This is a genomic window from Corynebacterium sp. UBA2622 (assembly GCF_002339505.1).
GTDB lineage: Bacteria > Actinomycetota > Actinomycetes > Mycobacteriales > Mycobacteriaceae > Corynebacterium.
In genome coordinates, this window is record NZ_DDJO01000012.1 from 252,038 (window position 1) to 278,856 (window position 26,819).

Here is a 26,819-nt window from a genome sequence, read left to right on the forward strand (position 1 = left end):
CCGTGACTGTGCACAACGACACCGTTGACAACGCCAAGGCCACCCCGGATCTGGAGCAGCCCTACGCTGAGCTCGGCCTGAAGGACGACGAGTACCAGCGCATCCGCGACATCCTCGGCCGCCGCCCGACCGACTCCGAGCTCACCGTCTACTCCGTCATGTGGTCGGAACACTGCTCCTACAAGTCCTCCAAGGTGCACCTGCGCTACTTCGGGGAGACGATGACCGAGGAGATGGCCTCGAAGATCCTCGCGGGCATCGGCGAGAACGCCGGCGTGGTGGACATCGGGGGCGGCGACGCCGTGACCTTCCGCGTGGAAAGCCACAACCACCCGAGCTTCGTCGAGCCCTACCAGGGTGCCGCGACCGGTGTCGGCGGCATCGTGCGCGACATCATGGCCATGGGTGCGCGCCCGATCGCCGTCATGGACCAGCTCCGCTTCGGCCCAGCTGACGCGGACGACACCAAGCGGGTCCTTCCCGGCGTCGTCCACGGCATCGGCGGCTACGGCAATTCCCTGGGGTTGCCCAATATTGGGGGTGAGACCGTATTTGATGCGGCCTACGCCGGAAACCCGCTGGTCAACGCCCTCTGTGTGGGCACGCTGAAGGTCGAGGACCTCAAGCTGGCCTTTGCCTCGGGAACCGGCAACAAGGTCGTGCTCTTCGGCTCCCGCACCGGCCTCGACGGCATCGGCGGCGTCTCGGTGCTCGGCTCCGCCACCTTCGAGGAGGGCGAGGAGCGCAAGCTTCCCGCCGTCCAGGTCGGCGACCCCTTCGCGGAGAAGGTGCTCATCGAGTGCTGTCTCGAGCTGTACGGGGCGGGTGTTGTCGTGGGGATCCAGGACCTCGGCGGGGGCGGTCTCGCCTGCGCCACCTCGGAGCTCGCGGCGGCGGGCGATGGTGGCATGCGCGTGGACCTCGACGCCGTGCCCCTGCGCGCGGAGAACATGTCCGCCGCGGAGATCCTCGCCTCCGAGTCCCAGGAGCGCATGTGTGCGGTGGTCACCCCCGACAACGTTGACCGCTTCATGGAGATCTGCGCGAAGTGGGAGGTCAACGCCGCCGTGATCGGCGAGGTGACCGACGAAAAGGACCGCTACGTCGTCTACCACAACGGCGAGCTGGTCCTCGACGCGCCGCCCTCGACCATCGACGAGGGCCCCGTCTACGAGCGTCCCTTCGCCCGCCCCGCCTGGCTGGACGAGGTGCAGGGTGCCGGGGAAGTCGACAAGAGCGCCTCCGTGCGCGAGGCGTGGCTGAAGATGCTGGCCTCGCCCGCGCTATGCTCCCGCGACTTCATCACCGAGCAGTACGACCGCTACGTCCGGGGCAACACCGTGCAGGCGAAGCACGCCAACGCAGGTGTGCTGCGCATCAACGAGGAGACATCCCGCGGCGTGGCCGTTTCGGCTGACGCCTCCGGGCGCTACACCTACCTCGACCCCAACATGGGTGCGCGCCTCGCACTCGCCGAGGCCTACCGCAACGTGGTCACCACCGGCGCCCGCCCCGTCGCTGTGACCAACTGCCTCAACTTCGGCTCGCCGGAGAACCCCGACGTGATGTGGCAGTTCCGCGAGGCCGTCCATGGCCTGGCGGACGGCGCCCGGGAGCTGGGGATCCCCGTCTCGGGCGGCAACGTCTCCTTCTACAACCAGACCGGTGAAACCCCGATCCTGCCCACGCCGGTGGTGGGCGTGCTCGGTGTGATCGAGGACGTCAACGACACCGTGCGCAACCGCATCGGCGCGGCGGACGAGGAGTACGCGCTGGTGCTTCTCGGAGAGACCCGCGAGGAGTTCGGCGGCTCGGTGTGGCAGGACATCTCGGGCGGCGGGCTCGCCGGTGTGCCCCCGCAGGTCGACCTCGCCGACGAGGAGCGCCTAGCGCGCTTCTTCGTCGACCACGGAGGCATCAACGCCGCGCACGACCTGTCGGAGGGAGGGCTCGCCCAGGCGGTCTTCGAGCTGGTGCAGGGCTCTGGCAAGGGCGTGGAGCTGGATCTCGAGGCGGTGCACGAGGACGCGTTCACCGCGCTGTTCTCCGAGTCCGCCTCGCGCGTGCTCGTCGCTGTGACCACGGACCGCGTCGACGGTGTCGTGGAGGCGGCGGCCGCGCTGGGCATCACCGGTGCCGTGATCGGATCCACCAACGGCACCGGTGAAATCTCGGTCGCCGGGGAAACGATCGGCCTGGCCGAGCTGGAGAGCGCCTGGTCCGCCACTCTGCCGGCACTCTTCGGCCACTCCACCGCGCCCAACGCGGCGGTATAGCGGCAGCCGGGGCGACACCCGCAGGCGCGCAAACGGGGCCAGCACCCTCCAGGGAGGTGCCGGCCCCGCTTCTGTGCGTTTGCCGGGGGGCTAGTAGATCAGCTGGCGCGCCGGGCGCGGCTGCACGAGCGGTGTCGGTGCGTACTGGGCGCGCAGGTCCTTGAGGGTCTGCGTGTGCTCCCAGAGGCGCATGTCCTCCTCCGTCTGAGGCTTGTACTGGCGGGCGGGAAGCGGCTGGCCGTCAATGTCCACGCCGATGTACGTGAAGGTGGCGTGGATGGCGCTGGTCAGCGCGCCGCGTCCTCCCCGGGGGCTGCCGGAGCGGACCTGGACCGCCAAGTGCATGGACCGGGCGTCGGTCCGCGTCAGGCGCGCGTCCACCTCGATCAGGTCTCCGATGGAGATGGGCTTGTAGAAGCGGATGCCGCCCGCGTACACGGCCACGGTGCGCTCACCGGACCACTCCATCGTGCAGGCCACACCGGCCTCGTCAATCCACTCCATCGCCGTGCCGCCGTGCACGTTGCCGCCCCAGTTCACGTCGGTGGGCTTGGCCAGGAAACGGTGGATCACACGCGGCGCGGTGGAGGCGTCGGTGTAGGTCTGCTTCAGCATCTCGCGCTCGATTTCCTTGCGCAGGTCAATGCGGGACAGCGCGGCCTGCTTCACCCGCTCCTCCTCCTCGGTCGAGGGGACGAAGGGTTCAACCGGCATGGGCTTGCCCGTCGTGGGGTCCTTTGCCACGAAAATGACCAGGCAGTCGCAGGCGCGGGTGAAGATGCCCTCCCGCGGGTCGGCGGAGAGAACCTCGTTGACGATGTGCATGGAGGAGCGCCCCGTCATGGCGATGCGGGAGCGGATTTCCACCATGTGGCCGGAGGGAATCGGGCGGGTGAAATGGATGTGTCCCACGTAGGCGGTGACGCAGTAGGTGCCCGACCACTGCGCGGCGCAGGCATAGGCCGCCTTGTCGATCCACTCGAGCACGCGCCCGCCGGAGACACCCTGGGACCCGGCCAGGAGGATGTCCGTGGGGGCCGCCATGAAGCGGAGGGTGACGTGCGGGGACTTGGCTGCCGGCTCGCCCATCGGCTCGGAGGTCTGCCCGGAGGTCGGCTCGGAAGTTGTTGGCATGGGGACTTACTTTAATACGCACGTTTACCATGAGGCCATGACCCAGAAGAACGATCCCGTGCTGACGCGCCAGGCCGTCGAGGCGGTCGCCCCGTGGCTCCGGGGGGAGGCGGGGGAGAAGCCGGGGCGCGGGCTCCTCGCAGACGCCTGCCGCCGCACCGCCCGGGCCCTCGCGGAGGAGCTGCCCGGCTACACGGTGGAGCTGCGGGTGCCGCCGTTCGTGGCGGTGCAGTGCGTGGCGGGACCGCGTCACACGCGCGGCACCCCGCCGAACGTGGTGGAGTGCGACCCGGAGACCTGGCTGCGGTTGGCCACGGGGCTGCTGAGCTTTGACGACGCCCTCGCGGACGCGCGGGTGGACGCCAGCGGCTCGCGCGCCGGCGAAGTGGCCGCCGGCCTGCCCGTAATTGCCCTTTGAGCGCGCCAATCCGATAAAGTGGGGCAGGTGCAAACCGTGAACACCGGGGACCATGCGGCCCCCGTGCGTATTGATGCGCCAGGCCAGTTGGATGACCAACCCCGCGAGGAATGCGGGGTGTTCGGGGTGTGGGCACCCGGGGAGGACGTCTCCAAGCTCACCTACTTCGGCCTCTTCGCCCTGCAGCACCGCGGCCAGGAGGGTGCCGGCATCGCCGTGGGCAACCACGAGAACGTGGTGGTGTTCAAGGACACGGGCCTCGTCTCCCAGATCTTCGACGAATCCGTGCTCGACGCCCTGCAGGGCAACGTCGCGATCGGGCACACGCGCTATTCCACGGCGGGCGGCAACAGCTGGGAAAACGTCCAACCGATGTTCCGCACGTCGCCGAACGGCACTGATGTCGCCCTGGCCCACAACGGAAACCTGACCAATTACCAGGCCCTCCAGGACGAGGCGATCGAGCGCAAGCTCATCCCCGCCCAGGGCGTGGAGGGCCAGGGTTCCTCCTCGGACACCGCCGTGGTGTCCGCGTTGCTCACCGACGGAATCCGGGACGACAAGTCGCTTCTCGACGCCGCCCGCGAGCTCCTGCCCCACATCGAGGGCGCCTTCTGCTTCATGATCACCGACGGGCACACCCTCTACGCTGCCCGGGACCCGCACGGTGTGCGCCCGCTGGCGCTGGGCCGCCTCGACCGCGGCTGGGTCGTCGCCTCCGAGACCTGCGCCCTCGACATCGTCGGAGCAACATTCGTCCGCGACATCGAACCGGGCGAGCTCATCGCCATCGACGAATCCGGCGTGCACACCGAGCGCTTCGCCGAGACGCCCCGCGCGCACTGCGTCTTCGAGTACGTGTACGTCGCCCGGCCGGACTCCGTCATCGAGGGCCGCTCCGTCCACGCCTCGCGCATCGAGATCGGCCGACGCCTCTCCCGCGTCGCCCCGGTCGACGCGGACCTGGTCATGCCCGTGCCGGAATCCGGCACCCCCGCCGCGATCGGTTACGCGGAGGAGTCCGGGATTTCGTTCAAGCAGGGCCTGATGAAGAACGCCTACGTGGGCCGCACCTTCATCCAGCCCTCCGACACCCTGCGCCAGCTCGGCCTGCGCCTCAAGCTCAATCCGGTGCGCGAGATCATCGCCGGCCGGAAGCTCGTGGTGGTGGACGATTCCATCGTGCGCGGCAACACCCAGCGCAAGCTGATCAAGCTGCTGCGCGAGGCGGGCGCGGCAGAGGTGCACGTGCGCATCGCCTCTCCGCCCGTGAAGTGGCCGTGTTTCTACGGTATCGACTTCGCCAGCCCGGGCGAGCTCATCGCCAACAACGGCGGCGGCGGGGATGACGCTGCGATCAGCGAGTCCATCCGCACCATGATCGGCGCGGACTCGCTGGCCTTCGTTCCCACGGAGGAGATGATCGCCGCCACCGAGCAGCCCGCGGAGACGCTGTGCGCCGCCTGCTTCACCGGCCACTACCCCCTCGGCCTTCCCGAGGGCAACCACAACGCCGACCTAGTCCGCCGCATCCAGAAAGGTGAAAAATAGCCGATGAGCAGCCTTCACGACGACCAGACACCCGTTTCCTACGAGGCCGCCGGCGTTTCCATCGAGGCGGGTGACAAGGCGGTCGAGCTCTTCGCCCCGCTGGCCAAGCGCGCCAGCCGCCCCGAGGTGCGCGGTGGACTCGGCGGCTTCGCCGGCCTGTTCGCCCTGGGCAAGTACCGGGAGCCGCTGCTGGCCGCGGGCTCGGACGGTGTGGGCACGAAGCTCGCCGTGGCACGCGCGATGGACAGGCACGACACCATCGGCATCGACCTCGTCGCCATGTGCGTCGACGACCTCGTCGTCTGCGGCGCGGAACCGCTCTTCCTGCAGGATTACATCGCGGTCGGCAAGGTGGTTCCGGAGAAGGTGGCGGAGATCGTCTCGGGCATCGCCGAGGGTTGCGTCCGCGCCGGCTGCGCCCTTCTCGGCGGGGAGACCGCGGAGCACCCCGGCGTGATGGAACCGGACGACTACGACGTTTCCGCCACCGCCGTGGGAGTCGTCGAGGCCGACGAGCTGCTCGGTCCGGACCGGGTCCGCACCGGAGATGTCATCATCGGAATGGCCTCCTCCGGCCTGCACTCCAACGGTTACTCGCTCGCCCGCCACGTCCTGCTCGAGCGCGCCGGGCTGCCGCTTGACGGCCACATGGAGGAGCTCGGCCGCACGCTGGGCGAGGAACTGCTCGAGCCCACCCGCATCTATGCTCTCGACTGCCTCGAGCTGGCGAGCGAGTGCTCGGTGCGCACCTTCTGCCACGTCACCGGCGGAGGGCTGGTGGGCAACATGGAGCGCATCATCCCCGAGGGCAAGGTCGCTGAGATGAGCCGCGGCTCCTGGACCCCGCCGCAGATCTTCCGCACCATCCGCTCCTACGGGCAGGTTCCGGACGAGGAAATGGAGAAGACCTTCAACATGGGTGTCGGCATGGTGGCAGTCGTCGCCCCCGAGGACCGCGACCGCGCTCTGGCCATCCTCGCGGCACGCCACGTGGACAGCTGGGTTATCGGGGAGGTCCGCCGCGCGCCGGAGGGCGAGACGGCCCGCGCCACCCTCACCGGCTCCCACCCGCACTACTAGGACGCGGAAACGCCCCGGGCGGACGAACCCGGGGCGAGAAGAAGACCCGGCGACAAGCCAGGGTCAGAGGTCCAAGGATGGGTTAGCGGTGGCTGTCCCAGTTGACGTAGTCGGCGTAGGGGTCATCCGCCTCGTCCTGGTCGTCCCACCCGCGGGCCGGGGTCTGGCCCGCCAGCTCCCGCTGCAGCGATTCGAGGTCCATGTCCGGAGTGTGGTACTTGAGTTGGCGAGCAACCTTGGTCTGCTTTGCTTTGGCGCGTCCGCGGCCCATGGCGTGACCCCCTTGAGGTGGTTTTTCGGGCGGCCCCTGTTTAATGGGCGGCCTCTATAAATCGTGTCTGAATTGTCCTGTGCAACATAATAGCCTGTCGCCCCGGAAAATTCCTTAACGAGCCGCACGCTGCGGGGATGGGGGCATCAACGGTTTCCGCGCAGCTTTTCGACGGCCCGACGGCCCGCCTTCTCCCCCTCGTCCCCGGGCAGGGATTCGGGGTCGATGCTCGCGGCCACGTCCACCTCCCCGGTGACGACCAGATCCCCCCGCCCGATGGCGGAGCGTTTCACCAGGGCGAGGGCGATGGGCCCGTAGTCCGCGTCGTGGACGACGGTGCCCAGCCTGCCCACGGTTCGGCCGCCGAGAGTGAGATCGGCGCCGGTGGCGGGGTCGACGGGGGCGGAGCCGTCGAGAAGCAGGGTGACCAGGAGGCGGGGCGAGCGGCCGAGGTTCTCCACGCGCGCCACCGTTTCCTGGCCGCGGTAGCAGCCCTTGTTCAGGTGAACCGCCCGCACCCGTCCTCCCCGGCTGATCAGGGCGGGCGCCTCGTGGGGTATCGACTTCCCGTCGAGGTCCGCCGCCAGCTCGGGCTCTCCGGCGTGGACGCGCTCGGCGGTGAACGCCATCAAGCCGGCGAGCGACCCCCCGGCGGCGGTGAAGTCCCGGGCGGTGCTGGTAATGTCGCGTCGCTCGACCGCCACGTCCCACCTGTGCACCCGGCCCCACCCGGGCACTTCGCGGGTGAAGACGCCGTCGACGGACGGCGCGTCCGCGGTGGGGGAGAGGACAGTCAGTATGGCCAGGTTGGAGGGCTCGATGACGACATCCGACCAGAACACCATCCGCCGCAGGTATTCCGCGAAGCTGGCCCCCTGTGCCGAGGGTAGGTCGAGGTGGAAGGCTGTGCCGTCGTAATACACGTCGGCGTGGTGGAGAATGCGCCCCTGCATGTCGAGGTCGAGGGCGGATCCGGAGAATCCGGCCGGGACATCGTCGAGCTTCTGCGAGAGCAGGTTGTTGAGGAAGACAGGGGCGTCGGGGCCCGTGACCGTGAGCACCGCGCGGTGCGAGCGGTCCACGAGGACGGGTCCCCCCGCGAGGGCGCGCTGCTCCCCGAGGGGGTTGCCGTAGTGCCAGGCCACACCCGCCGCGTCCAGCGGTGAGGTGCCGGCCTCCGCGAGCTCGGCGGCCCCGGGCGTGGCGAGCAGCGGGGAGCGGTGGGGCTGGTTGTTGTCCTCAATCACGGGGCCGATCATACGTGCATAATGTGGAGGCATGGGCCAGTCACTACTCCCTCCCCAACCCGTGATCTACCTCGTGGAACCGTTCGGGGGGTCGGTGCGCAGGCAGAACGCGAACATGCCGCACGTCTTCTGGGACGACGCGGCCGTCACCCGTGGCGACGGGATCTTCGAGACGATTCTCATCCGGGGCGGACGTCCGGTGAACTTGGGGAAGCACCTCGATCGGTTCCGCCGCTCGGCCGGGGCGCTGAACCTCCCCGACCCCGGCGGGGAGCACTGGATCACCGCGACGCGGGAGGCGGTGGCGGACTACTGCCGCGAGCGGGGAGATGCCGCGCCCGATACCATCGACGCCGCCTGCGTGTGGACCATGACACGGGGCCGCGAAACCACCGGCGTTCCCACCGCGTGGCTCACGGTACGCCCGCCCAACCCGGAGTTCGCCAGGCAGCGCAAGCACGGGGTCTCCGTGATGACCACCGGACGCGGTTTCACCATCAACCGGGATGAGGCCGCCGTCCCCTGGCTCGCCCTCGGGGCGAAGACGCTGAACTACGCGGCGACAATGGGCGCGCTGCGCTGGGCGCGCGACCACGGATACGACGATGTCATCTACATCGACCCGGCTACCGGCCGCGTACTCGAGGGCGCCACGTCAACCGTCCTCGTGGTCAAGCGCGGATCCCGCCTGCGCACTCCTGCGGCGGGGCCCGACATACTCCCCGGCACCACTCAGCAGGCCATCTTCGAGTACGCCACGGAAAACGGGTGGCGGTGCAAGAAAAAACCCCTCCACGTCGATGACCTCGCCACCGCCGAATCGGTGTGGCTGGTCAGCTCCGTGCGCCGCGGGGTGCGGGTGACCGCGGTCGACGGCACCCCGCTCCCCGCACCCGGCAACGAGAAGGAAATTGCAGGGCTTATCGACGCTGCCCTCGCCGCCGCCACCGGCTAGCCGGCGACGCGCTTGAGCTCCGCCGACATGTAGGGTACAAGCTCGCCGCCGACGGCGCGCTCGTCCACCCAGCCCAGGTTGTTGTTCGGCATGAGGCCGTAAAGCCGTTTACCGGGTCCGTGCTGCGCCGGGCCGGTCGCGGTGACGATGGTGGAGGCGCTTTCGAGCTGCCAGGCGCGCTCGTTGACGGGCTCGCCGTACATGATTTCCACCAGGCCGCGCGAATTGGTCAGGGTCACCTCGATCTCGTCCTTGGGGGAGATGCGCCAGAAGCCGACCTCACGCTGGTCCGCCCCGGTCGCCTCCCCGTCGGAGTCCAGGCGCCACGTGCGCGACTCGAAGCGCAGGTAGTTCTCCCCGTCGTGGGAGATGACCAGCTGTTGGCCGAAGGCGTACTCTTCGCCGTTGTCGTTGGCCTGGCCGGAGCCGGACCAGACCCCGACGAGCGGTAGAAGCGCCAGCAGTCCGTCGTGGAGGGAAGGGCCCTGGCGCAGGTTGGCGGTGTCGTCCTCCAGCGGGACGTCTTCAAAACCCAACCCCGGGATGTTGCGGTGGGCGGTGTTCTTGGACTGCTCCGCGGCGAGGTTGACGGCCTCGCTACCGGCGAGAGTGGGCTGCTGCCCGGGGGTGTTCTCGGGGTCTTCCGGGCGGGGTTCGTTGTCGTTGATCTCACTCATGCACGCCAGGGTACTCACCCGCCGGACCCCGCCCGCGGGTGTCACCGTGTCGTGGGGGCAAGTGGGGTGAGATCGTCCGGAGTGAGGGTGACGTTGATGCGGTCTCGCGAGAACTCGATCGAGCCTCCGGAAACCTGTACCAGGTCCGCCGGGCCGCCGAGGGGCAGATCGCGGGTGTCGCGCTTCAGGGTGAAGGCGTCGAGGATCCGGGCTGCGTCGTCACCGGTGGCGGTGCGCGGGGCGTCGACAAGCGCGCTCGGGCGCATCTCCAGGACCCCGTCCTCGAGGCGGAGCGTCACCACGACCGTGGACGGTACCTCCATGCCCGGCACCGTCCCCGTGAGCCTGGCCTCGCTGGCGACCCCACCCGTGGGGGAAATGTCGTACGGGTTGGAGATGTCCAGGTCCGTCATGTTGAGAAGCTGTCCGAAGGCGACGCCGTCGAGGCGGATGCGGCGGCGCACGAGCGATGCCTCCGCCCCCGTGAAGTCGGCGTTGAGCACCTGCCTGCCGGGGACGTCGATGTCGAAGGCTTCCGCGGTCGCGTTGACGATCCCGAGCCCCTCCACCGGGGCATCGAGGGTGGTCAGGCTGAGCCGGGGAACGGAATCGGTGAACAGGGCCTGGGTGAAGGGAAAACCGCCGATGTAGGTGTCCGGGGGATATGCGAGCCCGTCGAAGCTCTCGGCGGCGTTGGAGAGGCGGTTCTCCGCGCGCGATCCAACGATGGTGTCGGCGGCGAGCGCAACCACGAGCACGATCGCGAACACCGCCGCCCAGCGCCAGACGCGACGCACCAGGCGCCCAATCGAACTCAACCTCACGCCTTTATTTCTACCGTAGCCTGGAGCCATGACTGACACCGGAGATCGCCTGACCATCCTTGCCGAGGCGGAGAAGTACGACGGAATCGCTCCCTTCTCGGAGGCTTTTCTCCGCGGAATCACGGAGGATCTCGGGCACCGCCACTTTGAGGAGCACAGCGGCGGGGAGCTGGCCGGCCTGGCCGCCCTCGCGCCCGACGGGTCCGCGGAGCTCGTCGTTCACCCGGCCGTGCGGCACCGGGGGTACGGCGCCGCGCTCGCCCGCGCGGTGTTGGAGGCGGAGCCCGCCGCCGGGATCTGGGCGCACGGCGATCTTCCGGAGGCCCGGGAAACTGCCCGTAGCCTGGGAATGCGCAAGACCCGCGAGCTCTATGTAATGGGACTCGGCGGTGACGCCCTGCGCGCCGGGGCGGATCTTACGGTGCCCGCCGGTTACGAGGCGCTGAACTACCCCGCAGCCGTGGAACGTTTCGGGCGGGAGGCAGTGGAGGGGCAGTGGCTGGCCGTGAACAACGACGCGTTTTCGTGGCACCCGGAGCAGGGGGGATGGGACGCGGACCGCTTGCGGCGCGGGATGGACACGGACTGGTTCGACCCGGACGGTGTGTGGTTCCTCTACCGCGACGGGGTCATGGCGGGGTTCCACTGGACGAAGCCCCACCCCGGCGGGGTGGGGGAGGTGTACGTGATCGGGCTCGCCACGGCGTTTCGTGGGGCCGGGCTGGGCACGCCACTGCTCTCGCTCGGACTGGGGCACCTGGTGGGCAACGGCGCCGATGAGGTCATCCTCTACGTCGAGGCGAATAACGGGCCGGCTGTTCACCGCTACGACGCGATGGGCTTCACCGTGAAGGAGTCCCACGTCGTCTACCAAAAACACAGCAAATAACAGGGTTTGTGCAGGGGGTTTTTAAAGTTTACGCATTGTTCACCCGAACCGATACCACCGGTTAACCGGAATCTCGTAGGTTACCCGAGTGTGAGCAATCGGAGATTGCCCCTCCTCGCGCGCCTTGGGCGGGCGCGGGAGGGTGGTCTCTCCCCCTGAGGGGCGATGCTCGGATAATCGTCTGATTTGCACCCGAAAGGTACCCCGTGATCCGCAACTTCAAGCGCACCGCCACCGTCATTGGCGTCGTCGCCGTCTCCTCCGCATCCCTCGTCGCCTGCGGCGACTCCGGGAGCTCCAGCTCCTCGAAGAGCGAGACCACCAGCACCTCTTCCGCAACCGCCACCGAGACCAAGACGGAGGGCAAGGGCGCCTCCGATCTCACCGGCCAGACCGGCCAGCTCGTCGCCGAGGGTGCAACCTCCCAGCAGAACGCGATGGACTACTTCGGCTCCCGTTACTCCGAAGAGGTCCCGGGTGCGAACCTCGCCTACAACGCCACAGGTTCCGGCAACGGCATCAAGAACTTCATCGCCAAGCAGGCCACCTTCGCCGGCTCCGACTCCGCCCTCAAGGACGACGAGGTTCAGAAGGCTGCCGAGCGCTGCGGCGGCAACGAGGCATGGCACCTGCCGTTCGTCATCGGCCCCGTCGCCATCGCGTACAACCTCGACGGCGTCGACAAGCTGAACCTCACCGTCGACAACATCGTCGAGATCTTCCAGGGCAACATCAAGAAGTGGAACGACCCGAAGATCGCCGAGTCCAACCCGGGCGCCAAGCTTCCGGACCAGGACATCTCCGTCGTCTTCCGCTCGGACGAGTCCGGTACCACCGACAACTTCCAGAAGTTCCTCGCCTCCGCCTCCGACGGCAAGTGGCAGGGTTCCGGCAAGGCCTTCCCGGCCTCCGTCGGTGCCGGTGCCAACGGCTCCACCGGTGTCGCGGAGCAGGTTAACTCCACCCCGGGTGCCATCACCTACGTCGAGGCTGGCTTCGCCGAGAAGAAGGCGAACATCGACTTCGGCAACGGCCCGGTCGAGCTCAACGAGGACACCGTGGGCAAGGCCATTGACGGCATGTCCTTCAAGACCCAGGGCCACAACATGGTTGTCGACTCCGCAGCCCTGTTCAAGTCCAACCAGGCCGACACCTACCCGCTGGTTCTCACCACCTACGAGATCGTCTGCTCCGCCGGCTACGACAAGCAGACCTCCGACATGGTCAAGGACTTCCTGAACGTCGCACTCGACTCCCAGGACGACGAGCTCGCCGACGAGGGCTTCATCCCGGTCAAGGGTGCCCACGCCGAGCGTCTCCGCGAGGCCGTCAAGGCCATCGGCTAACAAGCAACGAAACCCGCGTCAGGCATCTGCGCCACGCGAGAGATTGCCCCCCGTGCGGTCTTGTCTGACCGGGGGGTTGTCTCATGTACCGGCCCGGCCGGGCCGCACCTTCGCGGTGCCCGCCACGGTCGCCGGAGTTGTCGCGGGAGCAGCCCTCCCGCCAGAGACATTCAATAGAAGGACTCGTGACTATGGCTGAAAACGAACTGCCGTCGACCGGCCGCGGTGACCACCGCGCCGGCAGAGACGTGGCATCCGACGCCGTGATCCCGGGCGGTTCCACCGGAACCCCCACCCTCGACCGGGAGACCCCTGCCGATACCTCGGGCGCCCCAGGTATGGCCCCGACCCACTCCGCCGGCGTAAAGCGCCCCGGTGACCGTGTGTTCGAATTCTTCGCCACCGCCTCGTCCACGCTCATTGCCATCATCATTGCCGCCATCGGCCTGTTCCTCCTGCTGCAGGCGATCCCCCCGATCCTGAAGAACGAGGGCGGCCTGCTCGGCTTCTTCACCTACACCGGTCAGTGGCAGACGGCGAACCTCGACGCGATGCAGTTCGGCATCCCGAACCTGTTCTTCTCCACGGTCACGATTTCCCTCATCGCCCTCATCCTCGCCATGCCGATCGCGCTGGGCATCGCGCTGTTCCTCTCCAACTACGCCCCGAAGCGCCTGGTCCGCCCCCTCGGCACACTGGTCGACATGCTGGCCGCGGTTCCCTCGATCGTGTTCGGTCTCTGGGGCGCGCAGATCCTCGGCCCCTTCCTCGGCAAGGCCTACGAGTGGATCAACTCGTGGGGCAACGGGTTCTTCCTCTTCGCGCACTACCAGAACTCCCCCTCCTTCGCGACGGGCCGCAACATCCTCACCGGCGGCATCGTCCTGGCCATCATGATCCTCCCGGTCATCGCCGCAACCGCCCGCGAGGTGTTCGTCCAGACCCCTCCGGGCCAGGTCGAGGCGGCCCTCGCGCTCGGCGCGACCCGCTGGGAGGTCATTCGCATGACCGTCATCCCGTTCGGCCTCTCCGGTTACATCGCCGGCTCGATGCTGGGCCTCGGCCGCGCCCTCGGTGAGACCATGGCGCTGTACATGGTTGTTTCACCGGGCCTGATGTACCGCGCCTCGCTATTCGACGGCGGGTCCACCTTCGCCACCCACATCGCGAACGCCTCGGCCGAGTTCAACAATCCCACCAGCGCCGGTGCCTACATCGCCGCCGGCCTCGTGCTGTTCATCCTGACCTTTATCGTCAACTCGATCGCCCGCGCGATCGTCAACAAGAAGTAAGGGGGAGAAGCGAAATGAGCACCGCACTTCCGAACACCTCGGGCGACCGCGCAATCGACGCGTCCGCCAGCAGCACCGCCACCGGGACGGCCACCCGCCGGGAGACCGATGCGTCCACCGACCGCAGCCCCTTCACGGACATCTCCGCCAGCCGTAAATCCACGAACTCACTCATGGGCCTGCTCATGTGGGCGTGCATGATCATCGCCCTCATTCCTCTGCTCTGGCTCCTGTTCACGGTGGTCAGCCGTGGCTGGGGGGCTGTAACCGACGTGAACTGGTGGACCCACGACATGGTGGGTGTTCGCGCCCGGGCCCACGGCGGCGGGGCCCTCCACGCCATCGCGGGCACCATCATGCAGACCCTCGTGGCCTCCATCATCTCCATCCCGGTCGGCGTGTTCACGGCGATCTACCTCGTGGAGTACTCCAACGGCAACCGCCTCGGCCGCATCACCACCTTCATGGTCGACATTCTCTCGGGTGTCCCCTCGATCGTTGCCGCGCTGTTCATTTACGCCCTGTGGATCACGATTCTCGGCCAGCAGCGCTCGGGTTTCGCGGTGTCGCTCTCGCTGATTCTCCTCATGGTCCCCATCGTGGTGCGTAACACCGAGGAAATGCTCCGCGTCGTCCCGATGGACCTGCGTGAGGCCTCCTACGCCCTGGGCGTGCCCAAGTGGAAGACTATTGCGCGCATCGTCCTTCCGACCGCCCTGTCCGGCATCCTCACCGGTGTCATGCTCGCCGTCGCCCGCGTCATGGGCGAGTCCGCGCCGGTGCTCATCCTGGTCGGCTCCACCCCTGCGCTGAACTGGTTCGGCATGTTCTCCCAGCCGCAGTCGTCCCTGCCGCTGTTCATGCTGGACATGTGGAAGACGGGCGCAACCGGCCCCTCCATGGACAGGCTCTGGGGCGCAGCCCTGACCCTCGTCATCCTCGTCATCACCCTGAACCTGCTCGCCCGCCTCATTGCGTCGCGATTCTCGGTGAAGAAGTAACCCCCGAAGCACCGAAACAATCCGCCCCAGAGGAGAAACCACGATGTCCAAGCTCGAACTCAACGACGTCAACATCTACTACGGCGATTTCCAAGCCGTGCAGAACGTCAACATGCACATCCCGGCGCAGGCCGTCACCGCCTTCATCGGACCGTCGGGCTGCGGCAAGTCCACCGTGCTGCGCACCCTGAACCGCATGCACGAGGTCATCCCGAACGCGACCGTGCGTGGTGAGATCCTCCTCGACGGCCACGACATCTACGGCCCGAAGGTCGACCCGGTCGGCGTGCGCAACACCATCGGCATGGTCTTCCAGAAGGCCAACCCCTTCCCGACCATGTCCATCGAGGACAACGTTGTGGCGGGTCTGATGCTGTCGGGGGAGAAGAACAAGAAGAAGCTGAAGGAGGTCGCGGAGGAGTCCCTTCGCGGCGCCAACCTGTGGGAGGAGGTCAAGGACCGCCTGGACAAACCGGGCGGCGGCCTCTCCGGCGGTCAGCAGCAGCGCCTCTGCATCGCCCGCGCCATCGCGGTGCGTCCCGAGGTTCTGCTCATGGACGAGCCCTGCTCGGCCCTCGACCCGATCTCCACCCTCGCCGTCGAGGACCTGATCCACGAGTTGAAGAACGATTACACCATCGTCATCGTCACCCACAACATGCAGCAGGCGGCCCGCGTCTCCGACAAGACCGCCTTCTTTTCGCTCGAGGCCACGGGTAAGCCGGGCCACCTGGTCGAGTTCAACGACACGACCACCATCTTCGAGAACCCGGACAAGAAGGAGACCGAGGACTACATCGCCGGCCGCTTCGGGTAATCGCCCGGGGCGCCTATCGACGCCCCCCGCGAGCTACCAGGAAAACGTGCGCCGCCACGCGGCGCCGCCTCACATCCTGGGCCGCTGGTTGCGGTCCTGGCGGAAGCGGCGCTCGATGGCGGCGAATTTTTCGTCCATCTCAAAGCCGTCCACGGCCCGCTGCTTCTCCAGGTATGCATCGGGTTTGAGGCCGGTGACCAGGAAGACCGTGCGCGCCGCAACGTTGACGCAGTGGTCCGAGTAGCGCTCGTAGTAGCGGCAGAGCAGGGCCAGGTCGACGGCCTCGCGGGCGCTGTGCGGCCACTCGTGGTGGGTGAGCACGTTGAGGAGGTAGTTCTTCATGGCGTCGACGTCATCGTCGTCGTCACGCAGGCCGATGGCCACCTCAACGTCGGGGTTTCCCAGCAGCTCGTGGGTCTTCTTTCCCAGGTCGTCGGCGAGGCGCGCGAGCTCGGTGACGAAGTCCGTCATCGATTCCGGCACAACAGGCGAGGGGTGGCGCATCCGGGCGGTGTTGGCGATGTGCATGGCAAGGGCCCCCATGCGCTCGAAGTCCTCCACGATGTAGATGGAGGAGACCACCTGCCGCAGGTCGGAGGCGACCGGGTTCTCCAGCGCGAGAAGCTTCATGCTGCGGTCCTCGCAGCGCTGGCGCGTCTCTTCGAGCCCGTCCGCGCTGGAGAGCGCCTCTTCGGCGTGGTCCAGCGACTGGGTGAGCAGTGCCGTCGACGCGTTGGACATCACGCTGCGGACCGTGTCGCACATGTCCAGGAGGTCGCTTGAGAACGCCTCCATGTGGTCGCGGTACACGGTGCGCCGGGGCGCGATCTTGCCGTCTTCCACGGTGTCTAACCTCCATTGCTTTCAATTTCGGCGCCGATGGGCACCGTTTCGTCCTCGGGGTCGTCGAGCCAGCCGTCGGGCAGTGCCACCTTGGACGAGGAGCCCTGGCGGCCCCGCGCGTCCTCGGCCTTCTCCGCCAGCTCGGTGGAGTCGGCGATGGTGTCCAGCAAGTCGCGCAGCTGGGCGAGGGACTCCACGCGGGCGAGATCCTTGCGGAAGGTCCCGCCGACGGGGAACCCGCGCAGGTACCAGCCGGTGTGCTTGCGGATGTCCCGGCACGCGTGCTGCTCGCCGTCGTGAAGCGAAAGAAGCTCCGCGTGTCGGTAGATGATGCGTGAGACCTCGCCGAGGGTGGGCTCGCCCGGGATTTCCTCCCGGCGCAGCTGGGCCCCGATCTGGGCGAAGAGCCAGGGCCGGCCGAGGCAGCCGCGGCCGACCTCCACGCCGTGGCAACCGGTCTCGCGCATCATGCGCTGGGCATCGGCGGCGGAGAAGATGTCCCCGTTGCCGATGACCGGCAGACCGGAGCCCTCCATGTGTTCGACCAGGCGGGCGATTTCCTCCCAGTGGGCAGAGCCCGAGTACCGCTGGTCCGCGGTGCGGGCGTGAAGTGCCACGGCTGCCGCACCCTCTTCGGCTGCGATGCGGCCGGCATCGAGGTGGGTGTGGTGTTCGTCGTCGATTCCGATGCGGAACTTCACCGTCACCGGGATTCCGCTGCCCTCGGTGGCCTTGACGGCAGCCGCCACGATATTCGCGTAGAGGCGGCGCTTGTAGGGGATCGCCGAGCCGCCACCGCGGCGGGTCACCTTGGGCACGGGGCAGCCGAAATTCATGTCGATGTGGTCGGCGATATCCTCATCGACGATCATGCGGGCGGCCTTGTAGGTGTAGGCCGGATCCACGGTGTACAGCTGCAGGGAGCGCGGCGATTCGCTCGGAGCAAACGTGGTCATGTGCAGCGTCTTCTCGTTGCGCTCCACCAAGGCCCGGGCGGTGATCATCTCACAGACGTAGAGCCCGGAGGTCGTGCCGGTCAACTGCTCCTCGATCTCGCGGCAGAGCACGCGGAAGGGCATGTTGGTCACGCCCGCCATCGGTGCGAGAACAACGGGGGAGTTGAGCTCGTAGCCCCCGATGCGCAGCGGGGCGGATGCCGCGGTTGACGGCAGGGTCTCAGTCATAGTGGCTCCATTGTTCCCTGTCGGCCCAATACAGTCCAATTTCCTCCGGTGGGCACCGGACGGGGTCGGTTACGCACTTTCGGGGGTGAACGACGTGGGCCCCGGGGTGTCGATTAGCGCGGAAGTTAAGGGATCGCGGGTGCTTTCACCTGCCTCATTAACAGATTTGTGAAGCCTGTAAAGAAAAAGCTTCACCGTCGCGGGAAATGCGCGTATGGCAGTGAAAGGTACGTCACAATAAAGTGAGGTTGTTATCCGCTATCTAAGGAGAGATACATGAGCGATCGCATCGCGAACGCAAAGCTGCGTGACAAGGTCATGACGGCTGAGGAGGCCGCCCAGTTTGTCAACCACGGCGACAAGGTCGGAATGTCCGGCTTCACCGGTGCCGGCTACCCCAAGGCCATGCCCGCCGCCATCGCCGCCAAGGCGAAGGCGGCCCACGAAAAGGGCCAGGATTTCAGCATCGACATGTTCACCGGCGCCTCCACCGCGCCGGAGTGTGACGGCGTCCTCGCCGAGGCGAACGCTCTCCGCTACCGCATGCCCTACCAGTCCGACCCGACCATGCGCGCCAAGATCAACGCCGGCGAGATGAAGTTCCAGGACATCCACCTCTCCCACTCCGGCATGATGGTCGAGGAGGGCTTCTTCGGCGATGTCGACCCCGCCATCGTCGAGGCCGTGCGCGTGACCGAGCAGGGCAACATCGTCCCGACCTCCTCCGTGGGCAACTCCGTCGAGTACCTCAACGCCGCGAAGAAGATCATCATCGAGGTCAACGAGTGGCAGTCCGAGGAGCTCGAGGGCATGCACGACATCTGGCTCGTGCCGCCGCTGCCGAACAGGATCCCGATCCCGATCACCAAGGCCGGGGACCGCATCGGCACCACCTACATCGAGATCGACCCGGAGAAGGTCGTCGCCATCGTGCAGACGAACGACCCGGACCGCAACGCCCCCTTCAAGGCACCCGACGAGACCTCCGAGCAGATCGCGGGCAACTTCCTCGACTTCCTCGAGAGCGAGGTGAAGGCGGGCCGCCTCACCTACGACGGCTACGTCATGCAGTCCGGCGTGGGCAACGTCCCCAACGCCGTGATGGCCGGCCTGATGGACTCGAAGTTTGAGAACATCCAGGCGTACACCGAGGTCATCCAGGACGGCATGGTCGACCTCATCGATGCCGGCAAGATGACCGTCGCCTCCGCCACCTCCTTCTCCCTCTCCCCGGAGTACGCGGAGAAGATGAACAACGAGGCATCGCGCTACCGCGAGTCCATCATCCTGCGCCCGCAGTCCATCTCCAACCACCCCGAGGTCATCCGCCGCACGGGCCTGATCGCCTCCAACGGAATGATCGAGGCCGACATCTACGGCAACGCCAACTCCACCCACATCAACGGCTCCCGCCTGATGAACGCGCTGGGCGGCTCCGGCGACTTCACCCGCAACGCCTACATCTCCTCCTTCATCTCCCCGTCGGTGGCCAAGGACGGCGCGATCTCCGCCATCGTCCCGATGGTCTCCCACGTGGACCACACCGAGCACGACGCCATGGTGTTCATCACCGAGTACGGCGTGGCGGACCTGCGCGGCCTCGCGCCCCGCGACCGCGTCCAGCGCATGATCTCCATCGCGCACCCGACGTACCGCCCGCTGCTGGAGGAGTACGTCGAGCTGGCGGCCAAGTCCAAGTACCAGGCCACCCCGCACGACCTGAAGCACGCCTTCGACTTCCACAATCGCATCGCCGAGACCGGCACGATGCAGAAGTAACCGCTGCGCGCTTCTCGACGCCCCCTCACCCGCCCCGGCACCCACCGGCTGGCGGGGGAGGGGGCGTTGTCGGTTCGCGGGGACGGGTAGCGGCCACCCGCATTCAGCAATTCGCGGTCGGGGCGCTAAACTAGCTCAACGAGCCGGCCGCTTCGCGCGAACGGTTCGGGCCTTTAGCTCAGTTGGTAGAGCTACGGACTTTTAATCCGCAGGTCCCGGGTTCGAGCCCCGGAGGGCCCACACTGAGAAAACCCCTGGTCATTTTTGACCAGGGGTTTCTTTTCGGCCCCGTCGCGCGACCCCCATGCGCGCGGGTGAGCATGCGGTGGCCGAGTGTGCACTGGCAGCCACGGGCTCATGGGGGACAATGGACTGATGTCGTCGCCCGAGAAACCCGCCACGCCTGCTCTTCGTCTTCGCCCTCCAGGGGGATCGTGGAGTATCCCGCGCTCGTTGCGATATGGCGCAGCGCCGTGGACGCGACGCAGGACTTTCTTGCCGAGACTCACCGCGAAGAGATCGAAGGGCACCTCCAGTCTGATTACTTCCCGGCGGTGACCCTAACGGTCGCGGAACTTGACGGTCAGCCGGTGGGATTCTCGGGAGTCCTGGATGGGAACCTGGAAATGCTGTTTGTCGACGCGGCGCGGCGTAGAGGTGGCATTGGCTCGGCGCTTCTCAGTCACGCCATCGTGGTGCACGGTGTCACTACCGTGGATGTCAATGAGCAAAACGCTGGCGCCGCCGGGTTCTACGCTCACGGCGGGTTCGAGGTCGTCGGGCGTAGCGAGACAGATGAGGCTGGCCGACCTTATCCACTACTCCACATGAGGTTGACCGGGCGGCCCTGAACCGGTGCGGGCCTCAGGTCCGACACGAGATGACAACCCCTGCCCGATGCGGTTTCATGTCTGGTGCCCCAGGAAAAGGGAGGAGCAATTCCGAATGGGCGGAGTCAGGGGCCGCGCCGAGGTCAGCCGTGCTGGTGGGACCACGGGTACCGAGCCCGCTCAGCGGTTGGTTCCGCCCCTTTCTTCCCGCGGCTTGCGCAGGGTTCTTTACCGGGGCCGGCCGTTTCCGAGTAGACGCCGCAGGATCGTCTACGGGGAAGGTTCTTAACCCCCGCAGCCGCCAAGGCCCGCCCCGGCGCATGACGGGGCGGGCCTGAGGGGTTCACTTCTTAGCGCCACACCTCGAGGCGCATGAGGGTGGCGTTGCCGTCCTTGACCAGGGCCAGCTCGTCCGCTTCGGTGCTCTGCTCCTGGATGGTCTTCTGCAGGCGCAGCTGGAACTGGTGGCTTTCCCCGTCGATGGTGGCGGTACCGAGGGAGGTCCACCCGTTGCTCTCCTCGATTTCCACGTCACCGACCGTCGCGTCCGGGGTCCGTCCGTTGCCGTAGACGTCGAAAATTGGCTCGCCGTTGTCGAAGTCGGCGCCGTGCCCGCCGGTGATGATCATGCGGATGATTTCCCGCACCGCGACGGCATCGTCGGTGAGGTAGGCAACGGAGCGCTCGCCGAGCTCGGAGTGCTGCATCCGGAGCAGCTCGGTGTCCAGGGCCTGGTCCGCGGGGCGGTAGCTCAGCCCGAGCTGGGCCAGGTTGTCGTCGGGGTCTTTGCCCACGACGACCTCAATGCCCACAACGTTGGCCGGATCCACGGCCCGGTACGAGCCGTCGACCTTCTGGATCTTCGAGTACGTTGCTGCGACCTCGTCCTTTGTGGGGTTCAAATCGGCATCATAAATTTTCGCGGTTGCCATCAGCTCTTCACCATTCGTTTGATCGCTTGCATTGCTTCCTCAACTTTAGCGTCCACGGCGTCCCCGCCGCCGTTGTCGACGGCACCTGCGACGCAGTGCTTCAGGTGCTCGTCGAGAAGCGCGAGCCCCACATTCTCCAGCGCGGACGTGATCGCCGAGATCTGGGTGAGGATGTCGATGCAGTACTGGTTCTCATCGATCATTCTCTCGATCCCACGCACCTGTCCCTCGATCCGCTTGATCCGCGCGATGTAGCGGGCTCTGTCCGCGGTGTAACCGTGCTCTTCCCGGCACGCTTCGGGGCGCTCGCGTTCCTCCATGCGGGCGACATTACCTGCGGGGTCAAGGGGCGGCGGTGGGGCCCACGGCCGGTTTGGAGTCTGCCATGGCGCTGGTTTATGATTGTCGGGCTGCCTGAGAGCGATTAGTTCTTGAGATAGCGGGCCCCCATCGTCTAGAGGCCTAGGACTCCGCCCTTTCACGGCGGCAACACGGGTTCGAATCCCGTTGGGGGTACTCGAGCCCCGTGGGTTCGGACAACAGAATAAGGCCCTGTGGCGCAGTTGGTTAGCGCGCCGCCCTGTCACGGCGGAGGTCGCGGGTTCAAGTCCCGTCAGGGTCGCAGCAGGCGGTCGAGATTCCAGGGGAATCCCGGCCGCTTTTTCGTGTCCGGGGGGCGGAGGAGAGATGGGGCCGGACGCACCCGCCGGGCGCTGCGTCACCGGGGTACAGTGAGCGAAATTGCTCCCCGCCTGCGGATTTGTACTCCTGCGAAGCGTCTGTGTAGAGTAACAACTCGTGCAAGCGACGGTGCGGAAACGCCCCGGAGCGAGCAGAACAACAGAATAAGGCCCTGTGGCGCAGTTGGTTAGCGCGCCGCCCTGTCACGGCGGAGGTCGCGGGTTCAAGTCCCGTCAGGGTCGCAGAACAGCTTGTTTGAGCAGTTCTGGCCAGATAGCTCAGTCGGTAGAGCACACGCCTGAAAAGTGTGGGGTCGCCAGTTCGATCCTGGCTCTGGCCACACATCAAAGCCTCTTCCCCTCGCGGGGACGGGGCTTTTTTGCGCGCCCGAGCCGGGCGATTCCGTTAGGGTGGGGATCTACCCAAGGAAAGGCACGATCATGAGCAATAACTACGGGCTGAGCAAGAACGAGTCCAAGGGACAGTACGAGATCCATGTCGGCGGTGCGGTCGCGGGCTACGCCACCTACTCCGACCGGGACGGAGCCCGCGTCCTTCCGCACACGGTGGTGGAGAACGAGTTCCGCGGCCAGGGCCTGTCGAAGCCCCTGATCAAGTTCGCGCTTGACGACGTCCGCTCCGCCGGACTGAAAGTCATCCCGTCGTGCCCCGCCGTGGCGAGCTACATCGATAAGAACCCGGAGTACAACGACCTCCTCGCCTAACCCGGCCCGCTAGATGACGTAGCTGCCCGGGTCGAAGTACTTGTCCGGGTCAACGAGGTGCTTGGTCTCCTCGCGCTTGCGCTCGCGGACCTTCGCAGGGATTCCCACGGCAATGGAGCTCGGTGGGATGGACTTGGTCACCACGGCGTTCGCTCCGATGGCCGAGTTCTCCCCGATGGTCACCGGGCCCAGCACCTTGGCACCGGCGCCGATGGTGACGTTGTCCCCGACCGTGGGGTGGCGTTTGGTCTGCGTCAGAACCTGACCGCCCAGAGTCACCCCGTGGTAAAGCATCACGCCGTCGCCGATCTCGGCGGTCTCTCCGATCACGATGCCCATGCCGTGGTCGATGAAGAACCGGCGCCCGATGGTCGCCCCCGGGTGGATCTCTATGCCGGTGAGGAAGCGGTTGATCTGCGCCAGAATCCGGGCCGGGCCCTTCCAGCCGCGCCCCCACATCCAGTGGCAGACGCGGTGAATCCAGATGGCGTGAAGCCCCGAATACACCACGGCGTTTTCCAGGTCGCCGCGGGCGGCCGGGTCGTGGCTGCGCGCGTTTACCAGATCCTCGCGGATCATCTTCAGGGCGTTGAACATGCCCGCCGAGTCTAGCAGCGTCGCATGATCGCCCAACGTGCCTGTTAGGGGCGGGTGCAAAAACGCCCCGCGCTACGCGGAGTCGCGTATGGCGGGGCGTCGTAAAGCGGGCGCTTAGTCGCGGATGTCCTCGTAGAGCACGGTGGAGACGTAGCGCTCGCCGAAGTCGCAGACGATGAAGACGATCGTCTTGCCCTCGTTCTCCGGGCGGTTGGCGACCTCAAGCGCGGCCTTCAGGTTGGCACCGGTGGAGATCCCGCCGAGGATGCCCTCCTGCCGGGCGAGCTCGCGGGAGTACTCCACCGCGTCCTCGTTGGAGACGGCGATGATCTCGTCGACGATGCCGCGGTCGAGGGTGCCCGGGATGAAGTTGGCACCGAGACCCTGGATTTTGTGCGGGCCCGCCTCGCCCTTGGAGAGGAGGGGAGAGGCGGCCGGTTCGACGGCGACCAGTTTGATGTCCGGGTTCTTCTCCTTGAGGTACTTGCCGGCACCCGAGATGGTGCCGCCGGTGCCCACTCCCGCGACAAGGATGTCGATCTCGCCGTCGGTGTCATTCCAGATTTCGGGCCCGGTGGTCTCGTAGTGGATCTTGGGGTTGGCCTCGTTCTCGAACTGGCGGGCCAGGATGGCGTTCTCGTCCCCGTCGACGATTTCATTCGCCTTGTCCACGGCACCCTTCATTCCGGCGGCGCCCGGGGTGAGCACGATTTCGGCACCGAGCGCGCGCAGGATCACCCGGCGCTCGGTGGACATCGTCTCCGGCATGGTGAGAACGACGTTGTAACCCTTTGCCGCGCCGGCGAGCGCCAGGGCGATGCCGGTGTTGCCGGAAGTCGCCTCCACGATGGTGCCGCCCGGCTTGAGCTCGCCGGAGGCCTCGGCGGCCTCGACGATGGCCTTGCCGATACGGTCCTTGACTGAGTTGGCGGGGTTGTAAAACTCCAGCTTGCCGATAACGCGGGCCTTGGCGTCCCCGGTGACGTCGTGCAGCTCGACGAGCGGGGTGCCGCCGACGAGGTCGAGAACGTTGTTTGCGATCTTGCTCATCATTACTTCCTTAGGGAATTGTCGGCCGCGTGCGACTCACGCGGGGGATGCCGCTCATCGTACACCCGCAATGCAGACTTATGAGTCTTCGATAAGTAGACAATATGGTCTATTAAACTGGTGTGGAACGGGGACAGGTGGAGGGGGTGGAATTTGGCTACCCCCGCAAGCGCGATATGATGTTGAAAATCCGTAGTCAAGTTCGGACATAAAATTCCCCCCTACGGGGACACCCGGAGGGGTGGAGACTGTAAGGATTGATCATGGACGCGCAGAGAATCAGGGATGACGACGATGCCATCCGCGCAGCACTGACAGCGCTGAAGACGGCCACCGGCATCCCTGTCGCGATGTACGGCACGCTCCTCGCCGACAACCGCCTCCAGATCACCCAGTGGATCGGCCTGCGTACGCCCGCACTGCAGAACCTCGTCATCGACTCGGGTTCCGGTGTGGGAGGGCGGGTCGTCGCCACGCGCCGCGCGGTCGGGATCTCCGACTACACGCGCGCCAACGTCATCTCCCATGAGTACGACCGGCAGATCCAGGACGAGGGACTGCACTCCGTCGTCGCTGTCCCCGTGATCGTCCAGCGCGAGATTCGGGGCGTCCTCTACGTCGGTGTCCACTCGCCGGTTCGCCTCGGCGACAAGGTCATCGAGGAGGTCACCATGACCGCGCGCACCCTCGAGCAGGACCTCGCGGTCAACTCCGCTTTACGACGCTCCGAGGGCGGGGCCGGCGCCGCCAAGGCCGGGCGGGTGATGAACGGTGCCGAGTGGGAGCAGGTCCGCTCCACCCACTCCAAGCTGCGCATGCTGGCCAACCGGGTCGACGACGACAACCTGCGCAAGGAGCTGGAGCAGCTTTGCGACCAGATGGTCTCCCCGGTGCGCATCAAGCAGTCGACGAAGCTGTCCGCCCGCGAGCTCGACGTGCTCTCCTGTGTCGCCCTCGGCCACACGAACGTGGAGGCCGCCGAGGAAATGGGCATCGGGGCGGAGACGGTGAAGTCTTATCTCCGCAGCGTCATGCGCAAGCTCGGAGCACACACCCGCTATGAGGCGGTCAACGCGGCCCGGCGCATCGGGGCTCTGCCTTAAAGGCCCCCGGGGCCGGTACTGTGGGCGGGGTGAAGGAACGATTTCTGGTCCACGGAGGAACCCGTCTCGAAGGTGTCGTCAGGGTGGACGGCGCGAAGAACAGTGTGCTCAAGCTCATGGCGGCGACGCTGCTGACCGAGGGAACCACCACCCTCCACAACTGCCCGGAGATCCTTGACGTGCCCCTCATGAGGGATGTCCTCGTCGGCTTGGGCTGCGAGGTCAACATCTCCGGGCCCGAGGTCACCATCACTGTTCCGGCCGATGTCTCGCCCCACGCCGATTTCGAGGCCGTGCGCCAGTTCCGCGCGTCCGTCGCCGTCCTGGGGCCGCTGGCCGCCCGTTGCGGCGAGGCGTACGTGGCCCTGCCCGGTGGAGACGCCATCGGGTCCAGGCCGCTGGACATGCACCAGTCGGGCCTGGAGAAGCTCGGGGCGACCACGCACATCCAGCACGGTGCCGTCGTGGCCAAGGCCGACAAGCTCACCGGCGCGAGGATCAACCTCGACTTCCCGTCCGTGGGTGCAACGGAGAACATCCTCACCGCTGCGGTTCTCGCTGAGGGCCGCACCGTCCTGGAGAACGCCGCGCGCGAACCCGAGATCGTGGATCTGTGCGAGATGCTCAACTCGATGGGGGCGCGCATCGCCGGGGCGGGCACGTCCACAGTGACCATCGACGGAGTGGAAAAACTCCACCCCACCGAGCACACCGTGGTGGGTGACCGCATCGTCGCCGGAACATGGGCCTACGCCTCGGCAATGACGCGGGGGGATATCACCGTGACCGGTATTGCGCCGCGTCACCTCCACCTGGCGCTGGCGAAACTGAAGATCGCGGGCGCGGACGTGGAGACCTACGACAACGGCTTCCGCGTGCGCATGCAGAACCGCCCCAACGCGGTGGACTACCAGACCCTTCCGTTCCCGGGTTTCCCCACGGACCTCCAGCCGATGGCGATCGGCATCTCGGCCATCGCCGACGGGGTCTCCGTGATCACCGAGAACGTCTTCGAGGCACGGTTCCGCTTCGTCGACGAGATGCAGCGACTGGGGGCGGACGCGACGGTCGACGGCCATCACGTCGTGTTGCGCGGCGTGGACCAGCTCTCCTCGACCGACGTGTGGGCCTCCGACATTCGCGCGGGCGCCGGCTTGGTGCTGGCGGGGCTCGTCGCCGACGACGTGACCACCGTGCACGACATCTCCCACATCGATCGCGGTTACCCGCGCTTCGTGGAAAACCTGACGGAGCTGGGTGCCACAATCGAGCGCGTTTAACTATCGCGTTTATGTGTGTTTTCCTGGGGATTTGTGT

The 26,819-nt window shown here is 66.8% G+C and carries 26 protein-coding genes and 5 tRNA genes; 20 read left to right on the top strand and 11 right to left on the bottom strand.

Translation table 11 applies throughout. From position 1 onward, the window contains the following. The first annotated feature begins 2 nt into the window (after window positions 1-2). A complete protein-coding gene (gene purL, locus B3611_RS05530; protein ID WP_291314083.1) occupies window positions 3-2,276 on the top strand; it encodes a phosphoribosylformylglycinamidine synthase subunit PurL in 2,274 nt (757 codons plus the stop codon). Between the two features lie 90 nt (window positions 2,277-2,366). Here the strand turns inward: purL and B3611_RS05535 are convergent, their stop codons facing one another. After that, a complete protein-coding gene (locus B3611_RS05535) occupies window positions 2,367-3,365 on the bottom strand; it encodes an acyl-CoA thioesterase (RefSeq protein WP_291314116.1) in 999 nt (332 codons plus the stop codon). A gap of 82 nt (window positions 3,366-3,447) precedes the next feature. Here B3611_RS05535 and B3611_RS05540 point away from each other — a divergent pair, with 82 nt between their 5' ends. The 3 genes from B3611_RS05540 (at window position 3,448) to purM (ending at window position 6,459) form a co-directional block, all read left to right on the top strand. Beyond that, on the top strand, window positions 3,448-3,828 hold the full coding sequence (locus B3611_RS05540) for a sterol carrier family protein (RefSeq protein WP_291314084.1): 381 nt from the start codon (window positions 3,448-3,450) through the stop codon (window positions 3,826-3,828). Between the two features lie 87 nt (window positions 3,829-3,915). Then, entirely contained in the window at window positions 3,916-5,379 is a 1,464-nt protein-coding gene (gene purF, locus B3611_RS05545) for an amidophosphoribosyltransferase (RefSeq protein WP_291314085.1), read from the top strand. Window positions 5,380-5,382: 3 nt separating this feature from the next. Further along, window positions 5,383-6,459, top strand: coding sequence for a phosphoribosylformylglycinamidine cyclo-ligase (gene purM / locus B3611_RS05550; protein ID WP_291314086.1), 1,077 nt, complete (start codon window positions 5,383-5,385; stop codon window positions 6,457-6,459). Window positions 6,460-6,541: 82 nt separating this feature from the next. Here the strand turns inward: purM and B3611_RS05555 are convergent, their stop codons facing one another. Then, window positions 6,542-6,730 (bottom strand): DUF3073 domain-containing protein, encoded by a 189-nt coding sequence (locus B3611_RS05555; protein ID WP_291314087.1) that lies wholly within the window; start codon window positions 6,728-6,730, stop codon window positions 6,542-6,544. Window positions 6,731-6,876: 146 nt separating this feature from the next. Further along, complete coding sequence (locus B3611_RS05560) at window positions 6,877-8,010, bottom strand: YgfZ/GcvT domain-containing protein (protein ID WP_291314088.1); 1,134 nt, start codon at window positions 8,008-8,010, stop codon at window positions 6,877-6,879. Between B3611_RS05560 and B3611_RS05565 the strand changes: the two genes are divergently transcribed. Further along, a complete protein-coding gene (locus B3611_RS05565) occupies window positions 8,009-8,932 on the top strand; it encodes an aminodeoxychorismate lyase (RefSeq protein ID WP_291314089.1) in 924 nt (307 codons plus the stop codon). The two genes, B3611_RS05560 and B3611_RS05565, sit on opposite strands and share 2 nt — an antisense overlap. On the opposite strand, the gene B3611_RS05570 is transcribed toward B3611_RS05565, so the two are convergent. After that, window positions 8,929-9,609, bottom strand: a complete 681-nt coding sequence (locus B3611_RS05570; protein ID WP_291314090.1) for an FABP family protein — start codon at window positions 9,607-9,609, stop codon at window positions 8,929-8,931. The two genes, B3611_RS05565 and B3611_RS05570, sit on opposite strands and share 4 nt — an antisense overlap. A gap of 41 nt (window positions 9,610-9,650) precedes the next feature. After that, complete coding sequence (locus B3611_RS05575) at window positions 9,651-10,427, bottom strand: DUF2993 domain-containing protein (RefSeq protein WP_291314091.1); 777 nt, start codon at window positions 10,425-10,427, stop codon at window positions 9,651-9,653. 34 nt (window positions 10,428-10,461) lie between these two features. On the opposite strand from B3611_RS05575, the gene mshD reads away from it, so the two are divergent. The 5 genes from mshD to pstB all read left to right on the top strand — a co-directional run bounded on the left by mshD (window position 10,462) and on the right by pstB (window position 15,778). Continuing rightward, window positions 10,462-11,322 (top strand): mycothiol synthase, encoded by an 861-nt coding sequence (gene mshD, locus B3611_RS05580; protein ID WP_291314092.1) that lies wholly within the window; start codon window positions 10,462-10,464, stop codon window positions 11,320-11,322. 206 nt (window positions 11,323-11,528) lie between these two features. Beyond that, the gene (gene pstS / locus B3611_RS05585) at window positions 11,529-12,668 is read left to right on the top strand and encodes a phosphate ABC transporter substrate-binding protein PstS (RefSeq protein WP_291314093.1); all 1,140 of its coding nucleotides are present in this window, start codon (window positions 11,529-11,531) and stop codon (window positions 12,666-12,668) included. 191 nt (window positions 12,669-12,859) lie between these two features. Next, complete coding sequence (gene pstC / locus B3611_RS05590; RefSeq protein WP_414646301.1) at window positions 12,860-13,960, top strand: phosphate ABC transporter permease subunit PstC; 1,101 nt, start codon at window positions 12,860-12,862, stop codon at window positions 13,958-13,960. Window positions 13,961-13,974: 14 nt separating this feature from the next. Further along, a complete protein-coding gene (gene pstA / locus B3611_RS05595; protein WP_291314094.1) occupies window positions 13,975-14,961 on the top strand; it encodes a phosphate ABC transporter permease PstA in 987 nt (328 codons plus the stop codon). A 43-nt stretch (window positions 14,962-15,004) separates the two neighbouring features. Next, window positions 15,005-15,778, top strand: coding sequence for a phosphate ABC transporter ATP-binding protein PstB (pstB, locus tag B3611_RS05600; RefSeq protein ID WP_291314095.1), 774 nt, complete (start codon window positions 15,005-15,007; stop codon window positions 15,776-15,778). Between the two features lie 69 nt (window positions 15,779-15,847). On the opposite strand, the gene phoU is transcribed toward pstB, so the two are convergent. Beyond that, the gene (gene phoU, locus B3611_RS05605) at window positions 15,848-16,573 is read right to left on the bottom strand and encodes a phosphate signaling complex protein PhoU (protein WP_291314118.1); all 726 of its coding nucleotides are present in this window, start codon (window positions 16,571-16,573) and stop codon (window positions 15,848-15,850) included. Between the two features lie 53 nt (window positions 16,574-16,626). Then, a complete protein-coding gene (gene dusB, locus B3611_RS05610) occupies window positions 16,627-17,805 on the bottom strand; it encodes a tRNA dihydrouridine synthase DusB (protein ID WP_291314096.1) in 1,179 nt (392 codons plus the stop codon). A gap of 276 nt (window positions 17,806-18,081) precedes the next feature. On the opposite strand from dusB, the gene B3611_RS05615 reads away from it, so the two are divergent. The 3 genes from B3611_RS05615 (at window position 18,082) to B3611_RS05625 (ending at window position 20,435) form a co-directional block, all read left to right on the top strand. Next, window positions 18,082-19,584, top strand: coding sequence for an acetyl-CoA hydrolase/transferase family protein (locus B3611_RS05615; protein ID WP_291314097.1), 1,503 nt, complete (start codon window positions 18,082-18,084; stop codon window positions 19,582-19,584). Window positions 19,585-19,751: 167 nt separating this feature from the next. Next, window positions 19,752-19,824 (top strand) — tRNA-Lys (locus B3611_RS05620). 233 nt (window positions 19,825-20,057) lie between these two features. Next, on the top strand, window positions 20,058-20,435 hold the full coding sequence (locus B3611_RS05625; RefSeq protein WP_422652309.1) for a GNAT family N-acetyltransferase: 378 nt from the start codon (window positions 20,058-20,060) through the stop codon (window positions 20,433-20,435). A 329-nt stretch (window positions 20,436-20,764) separates the two neighbouring features. On the opposite strand, the gene B3611_RS05630 is transcribed toward B3611_RS05625, so the two are convergent. After that, the gene (locus B3611_RS05630) at window positions 20,765-21,346 is read right to left on the bottom strand and encodes a CG0192 family protein (RefSeq protein ID WP_414646302.1); all 582 of its coding nucleotides are present in this window, start codon (window positions 21,344-21,346) and stop codon (window positions 20,765-20,767) included. Next, complete coding sequence (locus B3611_RS05635) at window positions 21,346-21,666, bottom strand: metal-sensitive transcriptional regulator (protein ID WP_291314100.1); 321 nt, start codon at window positions 21,664-21,666, stop codon at window positions 21,346-21,348. The genes B3611_RS05630 and B3611_RS05635 overlap by 1 nt, the downstream gene beginning before the upstream one ends. A 123-nt stretch (window positions 21,667-21,789) precedes the next feature. On the opposite strand from B3611_RS05635, the gene B3611_RS05640 reads away from it, so the two are divergent. From B3611_RS05640 to B3611_RS05660, 5 genes are all read left to right on the top strand, one after another. Continuing rightward, window positions 21,790-21,862: transfer RNA gene (locus tag B3611_RS05640), tRNA-Glu, on the top strand. 32 nt (window positions 21,863-21,894) lie between these two features. After that, window positions 21,895-21,968: transfer RNA gene (locus tag B3611_RS05645), tRNA-Asp, on the top strand. Window positions 21,969-22,195: 227 nt separating this feature from the next. Next, window positions 22,196-22,269, top strand: a tRNA-Asp gene (locus B3611_RS05650). Between the two features lie 25 nt (window positions 22,270-22,294). Then, window positions 22,295-22,367: transfer RNA gene (locus B3611_RS05655), tRNA-Phe, on the top strand. Window positions 22,368-22,467: 100 nt separating this feature from the next. Continuing rightward, window positions 22,468-22,752 carry a GNAT family N-acetyltransferase gene (locus tag B3611_RS05660; RefSeq protein ID WP_291314101.1) on the top strand — a complete coding sequence of 95 codons (285 nt, stop codon included), beginning with the start codon at window positions 22,468-22,470 and terminating at the stop codon, window positions 22,750-22,752. 9 nt (window positions 22,753-22,761) lie between these two features. Here the strand turns inward: B3611_RS05660 and epsC are convergent, their stop codons facing one another. Next, window positions 22,762-23,349 (bottom strand): serine O-acetyltransferase EpsC, encoded by a 588-nt coding sequence (gene epsC / locus B3611_RS05665; protein ID WP_291314102.1) that lies wholly within the window; start codon window positions 23,347-23,349, stop codon window positions 22,762-22,764. Window positions 23,350-23,463: 114 nt separating this feature from the next. Further along, entirely contained in the window at window positions 23,464-24,399 is a 936-nt protein-coding gene (cysK, locus tag B3611_RS05670; protein ID WP_291314103.1) for a cysteine synthase A, read from the bottom strand. 263 nt (window positions 24,400-24,662) lie between these two features. Here cysK and ramA point away from each other — a divergent pair, with 263 nt between their 5' ends. Next, entirely contained in the window at window positions 24,663-25,502 is an 840-nt protein-coding gene (gene ramA / locus B3611_RS05675; protein WP_291314104.1) for an acetate metabolism transcriptional regulator RamA, read from the top strand. Window positions 25,503-25,531: 29 nt separating this feature from the next. Further along, a complete protein-coding gene (murA, locus tag B3611_RS05680) occupies window positions 25,532-26,782 on the top strand; it encodes a UDP-N-acetylglucosamine 1-carboxyvinyltransferase (RefSeq protein ID WP_291314105.1) in 1,251 nt (416 codons plus the stop codon). Window positions 26,783-26,819: the final 37 nt, after the last annotated feature.